Genomic DNA, 16,860 nt, shown 5'->3' on the forward strand with positions numbered 1-16,860 from the left:
TTACTCAAATGATTAGAAACTAACATTAACACCGAAGTTAAAACTCTTTGTCAACGGATATTGGTAAGCACCGCGGTCGCCGCTATTTTCCGGATCGTAAATGCCGATGTGGTCTAACACGAACAAGTTAGTCCCTGATACATAAAAACGGCAACGGTCTACACCGATCGAACTCATCCATTGCTTAGGCAATGTATAGCCGATTTCGATATTTTTACAACGGAAATAGTTACCGTTCATCAGCCAGAATGTAGAAGCTTGGCTATTGGCCCTTACAGACCCTGTACCTCCTACACGCGGATATTCACCATTGATATTATCGGGAGAATAAGCATCCGACCAGATATTCAAAACCGTTTGCTCTGTCCACGTATCACCACGGTTAGGGAACATGATTGAACGATGGCCGACTCCTTGGAAGAATGCTGTGAAGTCAAGCCCTTTCCATTCACCACCTAAACTGATACCGTAGATAATTTCAGGATCTTTACTATATAATGAAAGGACTGCTTTATCATTACCATCGACTACTCCATCGGGACCACCAACACCACCGGCACCATGTATATCTTGCAAGATGATATCTCCTTTTGACCAACTGAAACCTCCATTATATTTAGGTAAACCAACAAGATCTTCGTCGGTACGGGCAATGCCATCGGCGATATAGCCAGTGATAAAGTTAATTGGACGACCTGTTTTCAATTCCCATTCGTAAGCATTAGCTGATTCATCAATTTTAGTGTAATGGTTACGGGCGAAAGAAAAGTTGGTTGACACGTAGTAGGTCACATTACCAATTTTGTTGTCGTGACGTACTAAGAACTCGCAACCTTGGTTGATCATTTCGGCATAGTTTTCTTTTGGAAGGCTGGCACCAAACGTCTCCGGTATCGTACGTGTACGAGCCATCAGAATATCTTTGGTCTTTTTATGGAAGTAATCGAATTCCAAGCTCAATAATCCGTTCCATAATCCGAGGTCGAAACCGACATCAGTCGTTGTGGTTGTTTCCCAAGTAATGCCTCTACTAGGATAAACCCCAGGTAGAATACCGGTTGCCCCACTTCCAAATACAACGTTGCTACCGGTGTTGAATTTGCTCAAATATTGGTAATAAGCAACATTGCTTCCTCCATCATTACCTAAGGTACCATAAGATGCACGAAGTTTCAAATTGTTAATGAAGCTTAGTTTTGCATTTGATTTGAAGAAATTTTCTTCTGTTACACGCCATCCGGCAGATACCGACGGGAAGAATCCCCAACGTTTTCCTGGGATCCATTTTACAGAAGAGTCGTAACGAAAGTTAGCTTCTAACAAATATTTGTTGTCAAAGCCGTAATTGACACGTCCTACATAACCGATACGTCCGATTTCAGATTCGTTACCGCTGGCATCTTTCCATTGGCTATCGGCACTACCTGCAAACAATTGTTCCAAAGATGGTGAAAGCAATTCTTTGCGTTGAGCCCAAAAATTATCACCCCATTGTTCGAATTGTTCATATAAGAACATGGCTCCAATGTCATGTTTCCCAAATGTATGGTTATAGTTCAATTGCAGGTTCAATGTATACGAACTGGTTTCGTTGAAATCTTTCCGAACAAAGTTTCCGTTTTCTGTTCTTGTACGTGTTCCGGTAACGGGCGCATCATCACGGATGATGTGGTTGTGCTCACCGGATGTTTCGTGCATATACAATGTATAGGCTTTACCAACGGTTTTGTAGTTTTCATAATACCGACGGTAGTTGAACATCGCATTGGCGGTCAATCCTTCTACCCAAGGAATATCCCAGTTAGCACTTAATTTGGTATTCAGGGTGTTCTTTTTCTTAGATCGGTGTCCGTTTTTAATGGCTTCCAATACGTTCCAGTTATAAATAGTAGCATTCGGTTTTCCGTTTACATAAGCTGGTTCGGTAGATGGGAAGTTTAATAAAGCACGATACATATCATTCATCAATTCCTGGTCGGAATCGTAAGGCCAATAGGGAGTCCGCTGATCGCCCATGTTTCCGTCAACGTCCAAACCGATCGTAAAATTGTCAGCTACTTTAGCATCTACATTTGAACGGAAGCTGTAGCGTTGGAAATCCAAATTATCAAATGTTCCGCTTTGATCGAAATAACCAATTGACATGTAATAATTGATACGATCGCTACCTCCATTGACACTCAGGTTATGCTGCATTATGAATGGATTTCTCCAAGCTAAATCTACCCAGTCTGTACTATGCGTCTTGAAATATTCTTGTTCGTCGGCGGTGTAGTAACGGGTGTCGGTTTCAGGAATACCGTTGTACATAAATTTGTTATTCAGATACACCGTTCTATCGTATGCGCTCAACACTTCCGGCTTGCGTGTCGATCGTTCGGTACCGAATAATCCTGAATAGCTGAATTGTGGTTTTTGATTCTTACCGCGTTTGGTTGAAACAACAATCACACCGTTTGCTGCGCGCGAACCATAAACAGCTGCCGAGGCTGCATCTTTTAGTACAGAGATGTTTTCGATTGTATTCGGATCCAACGCATCGAAGTCGGCTTTTTCACGAACAACACCGTCGATTACGTAAGTTGGATTTGTATTGTTGGGTGTATTGGTTCCACGAATGGTGATCGGGGAAGATGCACCTGGCAGACCGGATTTATTGTAAGAGAAGATACCCGGCATACGTCCGGCCATCGCATTGGAAATATTGGAAACCGGAATAGTTACAATGTTTTCAGCAGAGATTGTAGCTACAGATCCTGTCAGGTTCATTTTCTTTTGTGTACCGTAGCCGATAACAACCACTTCATCCAATTTCTGTGTATCCTCTTTCATGGAGATTGTAAAATCGGTTTGTCCCTCCACTTTTACATTTTGAGTCAGGTAACCGATAAAAGATACTTGTAATGTCGCATTTTCCGGAACCTCCAAAGTGAAACGACCATCCATGTCGGTGATTGTACCGATAGTAGTACCGTTTACAGAAACGTTTGCTCCGGTAATAGGACCTAACTGGTCATTGACAATACCTTTGATAGTTTTTGTTTTTTGCTGAGTAGCATTTGCTTCCATGCTTTTCGGGCGCAGGATGATTTGCTTGTCATTTACACTATATTCAATGTTTGCAGCCTTGCAAATTTCATTTAAGATAGTTTCAATAGATTTGTCTTTAACTTTGATGTTTACTTTACGGTCAACATTAACAAGCTTGCTGTTGTACATAAAGTAAAATTCGGAACTTTCTTCAATTTCCTGTAAAACTTGTTCAACAGAAGCATTCCTCATGTCCAAAGAAATTCGGGCAGATTGTGAGTACAAGGTGCTTGCACTTGCCGTACTTAAAAAGCAGGTTAAACAGAATGCAGCGAGTTTCATACGCATTGGAATTTTTGGTAATAAGTCAAAATTAGACTTAAAACCTTCTAGGTTTGATAAATTCTTCATAATTTCACATTATCAAATTTAATTAGGTTTGAAAATAACTTAATTGGGGATTACCATTCGTCAGGTGAGATTTTCGGATTGGTAATTTGTTTGATTGAAGCAGGAAAATGTAACCAGCGTTTTCCTGCTTTTTCTTTAAGTGTCTGTTCTCATATAATACTTCTTTTAAGTTAACATTTATAACATTTGTTTTTATTTTTATATTAGACGTGACGTGCGGGGAAACACCCTATGTTAAAATCCACTTTTTTTCTTTTTTCTTTGATGGTGTGTGTTACTTTATCGTTTTTATGATAACAGTGCGTCGTGAATAGGTGAAATCATCTGTTTGTTTAGGTTCTATCACTGTACATTTTATAGGCGCTGTTTTTTCCAGTAGAAGTAATACTTCACTTAGTGTCTCTGTGGTAAAAGTAGCAGAATATTTATAGTCATACAATTCTTCACCTTCCAGTTTGATGTCGACATTGAAATGGCGAGCGAGTCGTTGTACGATTTCATTCATGTTAGCTCGTCTGAATATCATTTTTCCGTCTTTCCATGACGTTTCGACAGTCAGATTAACTTTGTCAACATCCATTCTACTGGTATTTTTATAATATACGACCTGTTCTCCTGGACGTAAGGTCCTGGAAACCGGCTGGCCTATTTCTGTGACTTCAATATGCCCTTTTGCTAAAGTTGCCTCTATTTTATCTTCATCTTCATATGCCTTAACATTGAACTCCGTACCGTAGGCACTGACTTGCAATCCATTGGGCGTTAATACATCGAAGCGGTTCGATTTATCAGAAGTTACTTTAAAATATGCTTCTCCTGTCAGTTGTATGTTTCTTTTGTTGTCAGTGAAACGTTTGGGGTAGGAGATGGAGGAACCGGAGTTTAGCCATACCTCGGATCCGTCGGGAAGGGTGATTTTGGAAATCAAACCATAGGCTGTTGTCAATTCCACTTGTTCTACCGGCAGGTTGTTCCAATCCTTCAGCGTATTGAACAGGGAATAGGTCGCGATCAGAACAGGGATTAGCAGTACTGCTGCTGAAGTCCGGATAAAACTCAGGATTTTCTTTTTGTACTTATCAATAGCGATTTGTCTTGAGACTTTTTCCCAGTTCTGCCGGGTGTTTATTTGCTTATGCAGTTTAAGTTCTGCCGTAGTTTCCCAGATAAAACGAATATCATCTACTTCCTTTTTGAAGTCGGGGGAAGATTGTAGCTGTTGCTCGAAAGCGTTCTTTTCTTCTTTAGATAAACGTTCTTCAAGATATGCTATTATATGTTCTGTATGAATATCCACTTTCGTTCTTTTATAAATTAGACGTATAGCATAAAAGACACCCTATGTTAAAGAATGTTTTTATATTACCAGAGTAACAGGATTATAAGTGGGAGGTAATCTTTCAATTCAACACGAAGATGTTTTAGCGCTTTTGTCATATAGGCCTCTACTGTCTTGACTGAAATATTATGTTCGACTGCAATCTCAGCATAAGTCATACCTTCGAATCTGTTTTTTTCAAAAACAATCCGTATGTTGTCAGGAAGTTTGGCAAGTGCTGCCGAAAGCATCTGTTCTAGTTCAATCGTTGAGTAGATATCTCCGGAGGTATACCATGAAGTATTGTTCTCGATCTCTTTTTGTTGCCAGTTTTGTTCTGTTTCCTGTTTACGTAGGAAATCTATGCAGGTGTTTTTTACACTTGTGATAAGAAAGTTACGGCTAGATGTATTGATTTCTATATTCTTTCTGTTTTTCCATATTTTGAAAAAAGTTTCTTGTACAATGTCTTCGCATGTATCCCTGTTGTCTACATATCTATGAGCGAAAACACATAATGGAGAGAAAAACTGGAAAAAAAGAGAACGAAATGCTATTTCATCATCTTTTATGGCAATTTTCCAAAATAAACTATCAATAGAACTTATCTCCTTCTCCTTCATTTTGCTTATCACAATGGAAATTATGATTTCTAATAGTATATAGTTCTTGAAGAACTATGATAAATATCTTAAAAGTTATCTTGTTGATTTATAGTATCTATCACAAATTGGCAAGTCAAATATTCATGACACATAGGAGTGCTTATACTTTGGCAAGTCAAATATTCATGACACATAGGAGTGCTTATACTGATTTTTAGAAGCAAATGGAATATTGATTAATATCAAGTATTGAGCGACTTGTAATAAAAATGTATTATATTTGCATCATGCGGATGCAATAGTTCTTCAAGAACTTAAGTGTAATAATTTAATATTTTGTTTATGGGAGCTTGTTTAGGATAGGATATTGTAAAAAAGATGCAATTTTTGTTGTAGATATTTCTAAACAGTTTAATTGCATCTTTTGTGTGAATTTTAAAAAGAAGATTTATATATCTTATTTATTTAACTGTTTCACCACAGGAAGCCATTTGGCATATAATTCTTTTACGATTTCAATCTCGTCTCCCTGCGGAGTATCCGGATAAACGTCTTTGTTAAACGCCCAATCATATTCCCAATTCGTTAAACGAGTATAGAAATCGCTGGCATCCAATGCGGGACGTCCTCCTAATGATTTACGGATATATTGTTCGTCATAGCGCCATTCTCCTTTGGGCTGGGCTTTCAGGTAGCTGATGAATTTCTCCCAACGTGGTTTATAATACCCTTTCATTAAGCCGGCCCATTGACGGTTTGAATATTCAAACAGGTGAGCGGAAGAATGATTTGGGCCCCATACTGTAACTAATGTACGGGCATTCCATTCATATAGATCTTTTTCCTCTTCGGTCGTTCCCCATTGGCGTGCTTCTTTAATCCATTTGCCAAGCAGGAAAGTAGAGCGGGTACCCAACAGGCGGTCGAAGTCATCGATCAATGTCAGAAACTGCTCTCCGGCTTGTTGTAACTTTTCGTTATCTCCGGCCAGATAGGCTTCTGTGATTTGTTTTTGTAGAGGTAAAGACAGGTCGGAAAGACACTGGCGCATCACATCCACCAGGTCATAACGATAGGTGTCACTTTTTTTCAGATCGTTGGAAGCCTGAAGGAAATGATCGACCGCATCCCATAAACGAACGGTAGAATAAGGGCGACTCAAATCTCCATTAGCGGCAACTTTCTGGATGGTCAAAGCCGGACGGGCGCACATGACACTTTCTGTGCTGGGTAATCTACCGGCTTTACTTCCATAGACTGTTTCCAGTAAGACTTTCCACCCCTGTTCTGCACCGGCCGGTAGTTTTCCGTAGCGGGCACGTGCATAATCGGTAATCCATTTTTCCAAGTCCGGTGCATCCTGCATCCAGGTTATTTCGGTAGACAGTTCGTAAACGACCGGATTATGTTCGATTGCTTCCGGGAAGAGGCCAATGCCTTGTATATTGCCTCCTTTGGGGCTTTGCTTCAGTTCGTGTGCATTTTGGGCGTATAAGGCCAGGTTACCACCCATGTAAACACGTCCGCCATAGTTATGCAGTACGCCGGCCACATACGGATAGTTCCAGAAGCTATTGAATTTTTCCACATTCCAGCCTCCTAAATCCAGTAATAACAAACGGTCCTGAGGGAATGTGCGTGCAATAGCTTCACGTAACGACCAGGTTTGCATGGCAATAACAGCTTCAGGATCGAAACCGGCAGCGACTTCCCATATCACTTTCCCTACCGCTTCGAGATATGACTTTTCGTTGCTGGGAGCTGCTCCTTCATGGAAGGGATCGGCTGCATATATATGATTGGTTCCGTATAATTTCTGTTGTTCTTCCAGAAAGGCTTGTCCCATTTCTTTGAATAAAGGATCGAGAGGATCTAACTGAACGGTTGCTGTGAATGCGTTGCACCAACGATTTTTGTCTTTGATGCGGGCGTCCGGATATTTTTCTTTCAATTTGATGGGGACAAAACCAGTAAAACTTTGCAGAATCGGTGTCATTCCCAGTTCACGCTGGCGTTCAAGTATCTGTTGTCCGAGTATCTGGTGAGAATCAATCCATGATTGAGGCAACGGGCCTCCGTATGTTTCGATGTTTGTCATCCATTGCCATGCCTGGAAAGCCGGACCGACTAAGAAGGTACGGATTTCGTCGTCATTCATTTTAAACCGGCGTAAGGTGTTTTGCCAGACAGCTTCCTGTCCGATCACTGCCAAAGGCATATTGATTCCGTGCATTGCCATCCAGTCTATTTCGCGTTGCCAACGTTCCCAGTCCCACCAGGCCATCGTGTAACTGACTGTGCAGTAATTCAGATAAACGCGGTGGTCGAAAGCGGTGGGGCAGGCCACCTTTTCCGGCACTTCAGGCAATCGCGACGGAAGATTCAGGTTATCTCCGTTCCAGGAAATATGGGCGTTGCAGTAGTATTTCAGATAATGGTATAAAGCGGAGGCCACAGATACTCCGTTGTTACCGCGTAATATGATCTTATGACCTTTCGATTCAATTTCAAAACAATCTTTTCCATCTTTCGCCTGGAGCATTTCCACTTTGAACGAAGAGGCTCTTTCGGGAATGACCCTTTTGATAAGGCTTCCGAAGCCTTGCGTGCATCGTCTTTAGCCCATATACTGCCTATGGAAAGTAATAGGCAACATACAATCAATCTTAATTTCATTTGGTAAAATATTAATTTAGTATTTATAATGTTTTTCATGTGTAATTACTAAGCAAAGTATCTGAATGTCGAATAATTGACGTATAAAAGCACCGGATACCCTATGAATATTTGAAAAAACTACATTATCATCTATCTTTACAGCCTGAACAGGAATTAATAAATAAGAATTTATGAATCACGAAAGTACTAATTTTCAGTTTGAAAAAGAAATAGGATGGCAGGATCTCGGTGGAGGTGTGCAACGTCAGATCATGGGATATAATGGTGATCTGATGATGGTGAAGGTGAAATTTGAAGCGGGAGCGGTCGGTGCACCTCATACGCATCCCCATACGCAGGTTACTTATGTGGCAAGCGGCGTTTTTAAGTTTACGACGGATGGGGAAACCAAGGTTGTCCGGACTGGGGATGGCGTTTATATGAAACCGGGAGTTTTGCATGGTTGCGAGTGTGTGGAAGCCGGTGTTCTGATTGACACGTTCAATCCGGTAAGAAAGGATTTTCTATAGAAAGATATGAATCAATTAGTGACGGTGTCTTCAGGCTGTATTTTGAGACTTTATTAGCCGAGGAATGTTTTTTTCTTGTTAGAAATTCCCCACATTCTTTATTTATGTGGGGAATTTTCCCCCACTGGAGGGGAATGATCCCCATTGCAATGGGGAAAAATTCCCACTGTCATGGGACGTACGTTATAGTTCGGTCCTATAACAGGCTTTTACACACCCCTTATCCCCTCTCAAGAGGGGAATTGGTTACAACCAGTGCTATAAATAAAGATTCACTTCTGGCAATCATATTGACTATTTCTGGTCGTAAGGAGTTTAATAAGCAGCTTCGTGTACCCCTTTGATGGAACGTCCGCTCGGTTCGTTCATATTCCTGAAGGCGGCATCCCAAGCCAGTGCTTCGGCTGTCGAGCAGGCAACGCTCGGGACGGATGGTACGCTGCGTGCGGCACTCTCACTCGGGAAGTGTTCTTCGAAGATCGTACGGTAATAATATTCTTCCTTGTTTTGCGGCGTGTTGATCGGGAAACGGTCGGCGGCTTGTTTCATCTCTTCGTCGGTGATCAGTTCGGAAGTGATCTTTTTCAATGTGTCGATCCAACTGTAGCCAACGCCGTCGGAGAACTGTTCTTTCTGACGCCAGGCGATCTCTTCGGGCAGCATATCAGCAAAGGCTTCGCGGAGGATTTTCTTCTCTATCGTCTTGCCCGGACACATTTTGGTGGCCGGGTTCAGGCGCATGGCAACGTCGAGAAATTCTTTGTCGAGGAAGGGAACACGGCCTTCCACACCCCAGGCACAGAGGCTTTTGTTGGCACGCAAACAATCATATAGATAGAGTTTACTTATCTTACGCAATGTCTCTTCGTGGAATGCCTTGGCATCCGGCGCTTTGTGGAAATACAGATAGCCACCGAACACTTCGTCGGCTCCTTCGCCACTCAAAACCATTTTGATACCCATGCTTTTGATGACGCGGGAAAGGAGATACATCGGGGTAGAAGCACGTACGGTCGTTACATCGTAGGTTTCGATATAATAGATAACGTCGCGGAGGGCGTCCAGACCTTCCTGGATTGTGTAGTTGATCTCGTGGTGGACGGTTCCGATCGCATCGGCTACCTTGCGGGCGGCGATCAGGTCGGGGGCACCTTTCAAGCCGATGGCGAAAGAATGAAGTTGCGGCCACCAGGCATCGGCTTTACCTCCGGTCTCGATACGCTTGGCGGCATATTTCTTGGCGATGGCGGAAGTAATAGACGAATCCAGGCCGCCGGAAAGGAGCACGCCATAAGGTACGTCGCTCATCAACTGGCGTTGCACGGCAGTTTCGAGAGCGTCATGGAGTTCTTCTATGCTGGCGGGGTTGTCTTTCACGTTTTCGTAATCCATCCAGTCGCGGACATACCATTTCGTAAGGTCCGTATCTTTGCTGTAAAAGTAGTGACCGGGCTTGAACTGGTCGTAGATGGTGGCGAAGCCTTCCAGACCTTTCAGTTCGGAGGAGACGAGAAGATGTCCGTGGTCGTCGTAACCCATATATAAAGGTATGACGCCGATCGGATCGCGGGCAATGAGATAGGTGTCGCTTTCTTCGTCGTAGAGGGCGAAGGCAAAGATTCCGCTTAACCTTTCCACGCAACCGGTACCGTATTTGCGGTAGAGGGCGAGGATGACTTCGCAGTCGGAGCCGGTCATGAATTCATATTCTCCTTTCAACTCTTCACGAATCTCACGGTGGTTGTAGATTTCACCGTTGACGGTAAGGATCAGTTTACCGTCTTTGCTTTTCAGCGGTTGGCCACCGGAAGCCGGGTCGACGATGGAAAGACGTTCGTGGGCGAGGATGGCGGTTTTACCCTGATAAATCCCGCTCCAGTCCGGGCCGCGGTGACGGATACGTTTACTCATTTCAAGCGCCTGTTGTCGGAGGGCGGAGGCTCCTTCACGAATGTTGAAGATTGCTGTAATGCCACACATAATCCTGTTGTTTTATTTTGTTAGATATTTGTCAATTGCTTTTGCAGCCTTGCGTCCCGAGGCCATTGCCCGTACGACCAGGCTGGCTCCGCTGACGGCATCGCCACAGGCGAAGAGGTTACTGCCGGCGATTTGATTTTGACTGTCGACGGCGATATTCTTACGTCCGTCCACTGCCAGTGAGAGTTCTTTTACAAGACCTTCCTGTTCGGGATGGACGAAACCCATTGCAAGGAAAACAAGGTCGGCTTCGATGATCTCTTTCTTTCCGGTCATTTTCATGTCGGGACGGCCTCCGTTTTCCGACGGTATCCATTCCACTTCTTCCACTTCCACCCCTTTCAGTATGTTTTTATCGCCGATAAAGCGGCAGGAAGCCAGGTTCCAGCGGCGGATGCAGCCTTCTTCGTGACTGCTGCTGGTTTTCAGTACCTGCGGATACATGGGCCAGGGAGTTGCGGGATTGTGTCCGACAGGCGGCTGGGGCATGATCTCGATCTGGGTGACGCTGGCGGCACCATGGCGGTTGGCTGTCCCGACGCAGTCGCTGCCCGTATCACCGCCACCGATTACCAGGACTTTCTTGCCTTTACAATTGATGATGTTTTTAGGGGGAATGGCGATGCCTTCGAGGAGGCGGTTCTGTTGTCCCAGCAGTTCGAGGGCGAAATGAACGCCTTTCAGGTTACGGCCTTCGATCGGAAGGTCGCGTGGTATTTCCGAACCGATGGCGATGCAGACGGCATCGAAGTCTTTGACAATATCCCGGGCTGTCACTTCTTTGCCGACCATCGTGTTTACACGGAATTTGATTCCTTCTTTCTCCATCAGGCGGATACGGCGGTCGATGATGTTTTTCCCCAATTTGAAATTGGGAATGCCGAAACGGAGCAGGCCACCCGGTAATTCATCTTTTTCAAAGACTGTCACTTCATAACCTTTACGGTTCAGTTGGTTGGCGGCGGTAAGTCCGGCGGGGCCACTTCCGACTACGGCAACGCGTTTGCCATTGCGCCGGGGTTGTTGCGGCTGGATATAACCTTCGCGGAAGGCGGCTTCGACGATGGCAGCTTCGTTTTCGCGGATGGTGACAGGTTCGTCGCAGCTTAGTTTCAGTACACAGCTTTTTTCGCAAAGGGCGGGACAGACGCGGCCGGTGAATTCCGGAAAGTCGCAGGTCTGTTCCAGTACCTGGTAAGCCTCTTTCCATTGCCCTTTGTAGAGGAAGTCCTGCCATTCGGGTTGTTTGTTGCCGATGGGGCATGCCCAGTGGCAGAAAGGTACGCCGCAATCCATGCAACGGGATGCCTGGCGGCGACGGTCGCTGCTGTTGAGTGTTTGTTCTACTTCGCTGAAATCGTCGATACGATCTTCGACAGGACGATAACCTGCCTCTTGTCTATGTATGGTGAGGAATGCTCTTGGATTTGCCATTGTTGTTTCGATTTTAAGAGTGAAAAGTGATATTTAATAATCCCGCTGCATCTCTGCGATCTTCTGTTGCAACTTCTTCATCTGTTCTTCCTGCAATACTTTCTTGTATTCGATCGGGACGATCTGGATGAATTCGTCTACCTGTTTGTCCCAGTTATCCAGCATCTTGCCGGCCAGGTGGCTGCCTGTATAATGATAATGCTTGCGGATCAGTTCATGCAGCTCCTTGCGGGTGGCACTGTCTTCGATCAGGGAAAGTTCGACCATTTCCATATTGCAATAGTAATCGAAATCGCCGGCCTTGTTCCATACATAAGCCACACCGCCGCTCATGCCGGCGGCAAAGTTTCGCCCCGTCCGGCCGAGCACGACGACGCGGCCTCCGGTCATATATTCGCAACAGTGGTCTCCGACACCTTCCACAACGGCAATAGCTCCGCTGTTCCGTACACAGAAACGTTCGCCGACACGGCCATTGATGTAGACTTCCCCGCTGGTTGCCCCATATAATAATGTATTACCGGCGATGGTATTATCTTCGGCAACGAAGGTGGAACGTACCGGAGGCATCAGGCTGATGCGGCCACCGCTAAGGCCTTTTCCCAGATAGTCGTTTGCTTCTCCTTCCAGGCGGAAATGAACGCCGTGGGCGAGGAAGGCACCGAAACTCTGTCCGGCTGAGCCTTTGAACTTGATGTTCAGGGTGTGATCCGGCAGGCCGGCATTCCCGTAACGTTTGGCAATCTCGCCGGAAAGCATGGCGCCGACGCTCCGGTCGGTATTGGCGATGGCATAATCCAGCGATACTTCCTGCTGGAACTCGATGGCTCCTTTAGCATGAAGAATGATATCCGTATCCTTTACATTCTCTATTTGATGCACCTGGTTTGTCGTATGATGGATAGGTGTATGAGCCGCCTGCTCCGGGAGGTGCAACAGATGGGAGAAGTCCAGTAAATCATATTTATGGCACGCAGATGACACAGATATGGGGGATTTACGCAGATTGTTTAAATTTTGATCTGTGGCCATCTGTTCGATCTGCGTCATCTGTGTGCCATGGGTTCGTTTATCAACAATGAGGTCTGTCCGTCCGATAATATCATCCAGCTTGCTATAACCCATCTCTGCCAAGTGTTCGCGAACTTCTTCAGCTAGGAAGGTGAAGAAATTCACCAGATATTCATGGCGCCCGTGGAAACGTTTGCGCAACTCTTCATCCTGTGTCGCTACGCCGACCGGGCAGGTATTCATATGGCATTTACGCATCATCACACACCCCAGTACGATCAGTGCGGAGGTGGCAAAGCCAAACTCTTCGGCTCCCAACAGGGCCATCAGCACGATGTCGCGTCCGGTTTTCAATTGTCCGTCTGTCTGCAGGCGGACCTGTCCGCGCAGGCTGTTCATGACCAGTGTCTGTTGTGTTTCCGACAATCCCAGTTCGGGCGGCAGTCCGGCATAACGGATCGAGCTGACCGGTGAAGCACCTGTTCCGCCTTCGGCTCCGGAGATGACGATGCGGTCTGCTTTCGCTTTGGCTACACCTGCCGCGATGGTTCCGACGCCGCTTTCCGAAACCAGCTTGACACTGATCTCCGCTTTCGGATTGACATTCTTGAGGTCGAAGATCAGTTGTGCCAGATCCTCGATCGAATAGATATCATGGTGAGGAGGAGGAGAGATCAGCGAGATGCCCGGAATGGAATGACGCGTCTTTGCAATGATGTCGTTCACCTTGTACCCCGGCAACTGTCCGCCTTCTCCCGGCTTGGCTCCCTGGGCCACCTTGATTTGTATCTCATCTGCATTTACCAGATATTCCGTTGTTACGCCGAAACGTCCCGATGCCACCTGTTTGATGGAAGAGCGGAGAGATAAACCGTCTTCGCGCGGAGTGAACCGGGCAGGATCTTCGCCACCTTCTCCGGTATTGCTCCGGCCATGTATCTTGTTCATGGCCATCGCCATTGTTTCATGCGCTTCCTTGCTGATCGAACCGAAGCTCATGGCACCGGTAACGAACCGTTTCATGATTTTTTCCACCGGTTCCACCTGTTCGATCGGAATGGATTTTTGTTCCTGAAAGTCAGGAAATCGCGGAGAAAGATGGGAGATTCCTTCTCGTCCACCATCTGCGAATATTCCTTGAATTTCTTGTAACTACCCAACGGGTTGCCAGTTGCAGGGTAGAGATGGTTTCCGGGTTCCAGGCATGTTTCTCACCGTCTTTCCGGAAACTGTAAATACCTTTGTGTTCCAACATGCCGTCTACCGGTTGGTCGAATGCCTGGTGGTGCATGGTGATCGAATCGCGTGCAATCTCATCCAGGCGGATGCCACCGACGTTGCTGGTCGTACCGCCGAAATAAGTGCGTACCAGTTCCGCATCCAGGCCGACTGCTTCGAACAATTTGGCTCCCCGGTAACTGCGGATAGTACTGATCCCCATCTTGCTCATGACTTTAAACAGTCCTTTACAGATGGATTTTATATAATTCTTACGGGCCGTTTCATAGTTTAATTGTATCTCGTGTTTGTCTTCTAGTTCTTTCAGGATGGCAAAGACCATATAAGGATTGATGGCGCTTGCCCCGTATCCCAGCAACAATGCGGCATGCATTACTTCACGCATCTCACCCGTTTCAACAACCAGGGCTGTTTGTACCCGTTTCTGTACGGAGATCAGATGGTGATGAACCGCACTGACGGCAAGGAGGGAAGGGATCGGTGCCAGCTTTTCATCGACATTTTTATCACTCAGGATGATGTAATTCACTCCGTCGGTAACGGATTGTTCCGCTTTTTTGCACAGTTCGTCAAGGGCCGACTTCAGACCTTCACGTCCTTTGGCTGCTTCAAACAGCATCGGGAGTTTGACGGCGTTGAAACCTTTGTACCGGATATTGCATAGCAAGTCCAGTTGTGTGTTGGTCAGGATCGGATGATTCAACCGTACCATCTTGCAATGGCTTTCGCTAGGCACTAGAATATTGTTACCTACGCGCCGATATATTCTTCCAGGCTCATCACCAGTTCTTCGCGGATCGGGTCGATCGGCGGGTTAGTCACTTGTGCGAACTGCTGGCGGAAATAGTTGTATAATAACTGCGGACGGTCGGAGAGGACAGCCAACGGTGTGTCGTTACCCATGGAACCGACTGGTTCGGCACCTCCGGTACACATCGGGACAATGATCTTTTCTATGTCTTCACGGCTGTAACCGAAAGTACGCAGTAATTTGTCGTAGTTATCTACCGTATGCGGAACTTTGCGTCCGGATTTCAGTTCGTCCAGTTCTACGCGGTTATTTGCCAGCCATGTCTTATACGGTTTGGCTTCAGCAAGTTGTTTTTTTAGTTCGCCGTCATAATAGATCTCCCCTTTTTCGGTGTCGACCATTAATATTTTTCCCGGTTGCAGGCGTCCCTTTTCCTTGATCTCATTAGCTTCAAAATCCATAACGCCGACTTCGGAAGCTACCAGCATCATATCGTTTTTAGTGATCAGATAACGAGCCGGACGCAGACCGTTGCGGTCGAGCATTCCGCCGGCAAACCGTCCGTCGCTGAAGAGCAGGGCTGCCGGACCGTCCCAGGGTTCCATCAATATAGAATGATATTCATAGAACGCTTTCAGGTCTTCCGATATCGGATTCTTTTCATTCGAACTTTCGGGCACGAGCATCGCCATGGCATGCGGCAGGCTCAACCCTGATGCCACCAGAAACTCCAGCACATTATCCAGCGAAGCGCTATCGCTCATCCCTGGCTGAATGATCGGACGGATACTCTCAATGCTGCCGATGGTAGGAGAGGTGAGTACACTTTCACGCGCTTCCATCCATCCCCGATTCCCGCGGATCGTATTGATCTCTCCGTTATGAGCCAGCAGGCGGAAAGGTTGTGCCAGGCTCCAGGTCGGAAATGTGTTCGTACTGAAACGGGAGTGAACCAATGCCAGCCCGCTTGTAAAGTAGTTATTTGTCAGGTCCGGGAAGTAGTGACGGAGCTGCATGGATTCCAGCATTCCTTTATATACAATATTCCTGGTAGATAAAGACGTTACATAGAAGTCATTCTTTGCTGCCAGGTCAGAAATTGCAACCTTGTTTTCTATGCGTTTACGTATCACATACAACTTCAATTCCAACTCCTGCTGATTATCGCAGCCAGTGACGAAAATTTGTTTGATATCCGGTTCCGTTGCCAGTGCGTCTTTTCCCAGTATGTCACTGTTCACAGGAACTTTCCGCAGATGCATCAGGGTAAGACCTTCCTTTTCAATCTCCTCGATCATGATACTGAGGATGGCCGAGCGTTGTGCTTCGTCTTTAGGAAGAAAGACTAGACCTGTCCCGTATTTTCCCTTTTCAGGAACGGGAATCCCTTGCAACAAAATAAATTCGTGAGGGATCTGAAGTAGGATACCAGCACCGTCACCAGTCTTGTTGTCGGCACCTTCTGCACCCCGGTGACGCATATTTTCCAATACTTTAAGGGCTGACTCTACAATGTCGTGCGACTTTCCTCCGTGAATGTTAACCAACATTCCGACTCCACACGCGTCATGTTCATTCGCAGGATCATATAATCCTTGCTTTCTGTTCAAATAGATCTGTTCTTTCATCGTTTGTTGACCTTATGTTTGCTTAATACCTGTTTTGTTGTCAAATTGTTCGACAAATATAGTTTGTTTCTTGCATAATGATATGTGTGTCCGTGTTAAATACTGACGTTTTTTTTGTTTATTAGAGTGGTTGATTTCTATTTGACATGATAGTGGCTGTTTTAATGTTAATATGAAATCAATGAGCGGTTGTTTGGTTGTAAAATGAAAGATGCTATTTCTTTTAATAGTTTGAAATAACTATCATTTTGATAATGTAAACCCT

The 16,860-nt window shown here is 45.4% G+C and carries 7 protein-coding genes and 1 pseudogene; 1 reads left to right on the top strand and 7 read right to left on the bottom strand.

Translation table 11 applies throughout. The annotated features are described in order from the left end of the window. Window positions 1-12: 12 nt before the first annotated feature. The 4 genes from DXA15_RS02640 to DXA15_RS02655 form a co-directional block, all read right to left on the bottom strand. Complete coding sequence (locus DXA15_RS02640; protein WP_233566701.1) at window positions 13-3,282, bottom strand: TonB-dependent receptor; 3,270 nt, start codon at window positions 3,280-3,282, stop codon at window positions 13-15. A 433-nt stretch (window positions 3,283-3,715) separates the two neighbouring features. Next, window positions 3,716-4,738 carry a FecR family protein gene (locus DXA15_RS02645; RefSeq protein WP_128133029.1) on the bottom strand — a complete coding sequence of 341 codons (1,023 nt, stop codon included), beginning with the start codon at window positions 4,736-4,738 and terminating at the stop codon, window positions 3,716-3,718. A gap of 65 nt (window positions 4,739-4,803) precedes the next feature. Next, the gene (locus DXA15_RS02650) at window positions 4,804-5,382 is read right to left on the bottom strand and encodes an RNA polymerase sigma-70 factor (RefSeq protein WP_128133030.1); all 579 of its coding nucleotides are present in this window, start codon (window positions 5,380-5,382) and stop codon (window positions 4,804-4,806) included. A 439-nt stretch (window positions 5,383-5,821) separates the two neighbouring features. Next, window positions 5,822-7,906 carry an alpha-N-acetylglucosaminidase gene (locus DXA15_RS02655; RefSeq protein ID WP_233566709.1) on the bottom strand — a complete coding sequence of 695 codons (2,085 nt, stop codon included), beginning with the start codon at window positions 7,904-7,906 and terminating at the stop codon, window positions 5,822-5,824. Between the two features lie 307 nt (window positions 7,907-8,213). Between DXA15_RS02655 and DXA15_RS02660 the strand changes: the two genes are divergently transcribed. Beyond that, entirely contained in the window at window positions 8,214-8,552 is a 339-nt protein-coding gene (locus tag DXA15_RS02660) for a cupin domain-containing protein (RefSeq protein WP_128133031.1), read from the top strand. Window positions 8,553-8,867: 315 nt separating this feature from the next. Here DXA15_RS02660 and asnB read toward each other — a convergent pair whose 3' ends face one another. The 3 genes and pseudogenes from asnB to gltB all read right to left on the bottom strand — a co-directional run bounded on the left by asnB (window position 8,868) and on the right by gltB (window position 16,595). Next, on the bottom strand, window positions 8,868-10,532 hold the full coding sequence (gene asnB / locus DXA15_RS02665) for an asparagine synthase B (protein ID WP_128133032.1): 1,665 nt from the start codon (window positions 10,530-10,532) through the stop codon (window positions 8,868-8,870). Window positions 10,533-10,544: 12 nt separating this feature from the next. Next, window positions 10,545-11,966, bottom strand: a complete 1,422-nt coding sequence (locus tag DXA15_RS02670; protein ID WP_128133033.1) for a glutamate synthase subunit beta — start codon at window positions 11,964-11,966, stop codon at window positions 10,545-10,547. 33 nt (window positions 11,967-11,999) lie between these two features. Next, window positions 12,000-16,595: pseudogene (gene gltB, locus DXA15_RS02675) on the bottom strand (glutamate synthase large subunit). Window positions 16,596-16,860: the final 265 nt, after the last annotated feature.

The organism is Parabacteroides sp. AM58-2XD (assembly GCF_003463685.1).
Classification (GTDB): domain Bacteria; phylum Bacteroidota; class Bacteroidia; order Bacteroidales; family Tannerellaceae; genus Parabacteroides; species Parabacteroides segnis.

Excerpts from the sequence above, each read along its gene's own strand:
- DXA15_RS02640 (WP_233566701.1), bottom strand. The coding sequence starts at position 3,282 with ATGAGGAATGCTTCTGTTGAACAAGTTTTACAGGAAATTGAAGAAAGT.
- DXA15_RS02655 (WP_233566709.1), bottom strand. The coding sequence starts at position 7,906 with ATGCTCCAGGCGAAAGATGGAAAAGATTGTTTTGAAATTGAATCGAAA.
- DXA15_RS02670 (WP_128133033.1), bottom strand. The coding sequence starts at position 11,966 with ATGGCAAATCCAAGAGCATTCCTCACCATACATAGACAAGAGGCAGGT.
- asnB (WP_128133032.1), bottom strand. The coding sequence starts at position 10,532 with ATGTGTGGCATTACAGCAATCTTCAACATTCGTGAAGGAGCCTCCGCC.
- DXA15_RS02660 (WP_128133031.1), top strand. The coding sequence starts at position 8,214 with ATGAATCACGAAAGTACTAATTTTCAGTTTGAAAAAGAAATAGGATGG.
- DXA15_RS02650 (WP_128133030.1), bottom strand. The coding sequence starts at position 5,382 with ATGAAGGAGAAGGAGATAAGTTCTATTGATAGTTTATTTTGGAAAATT.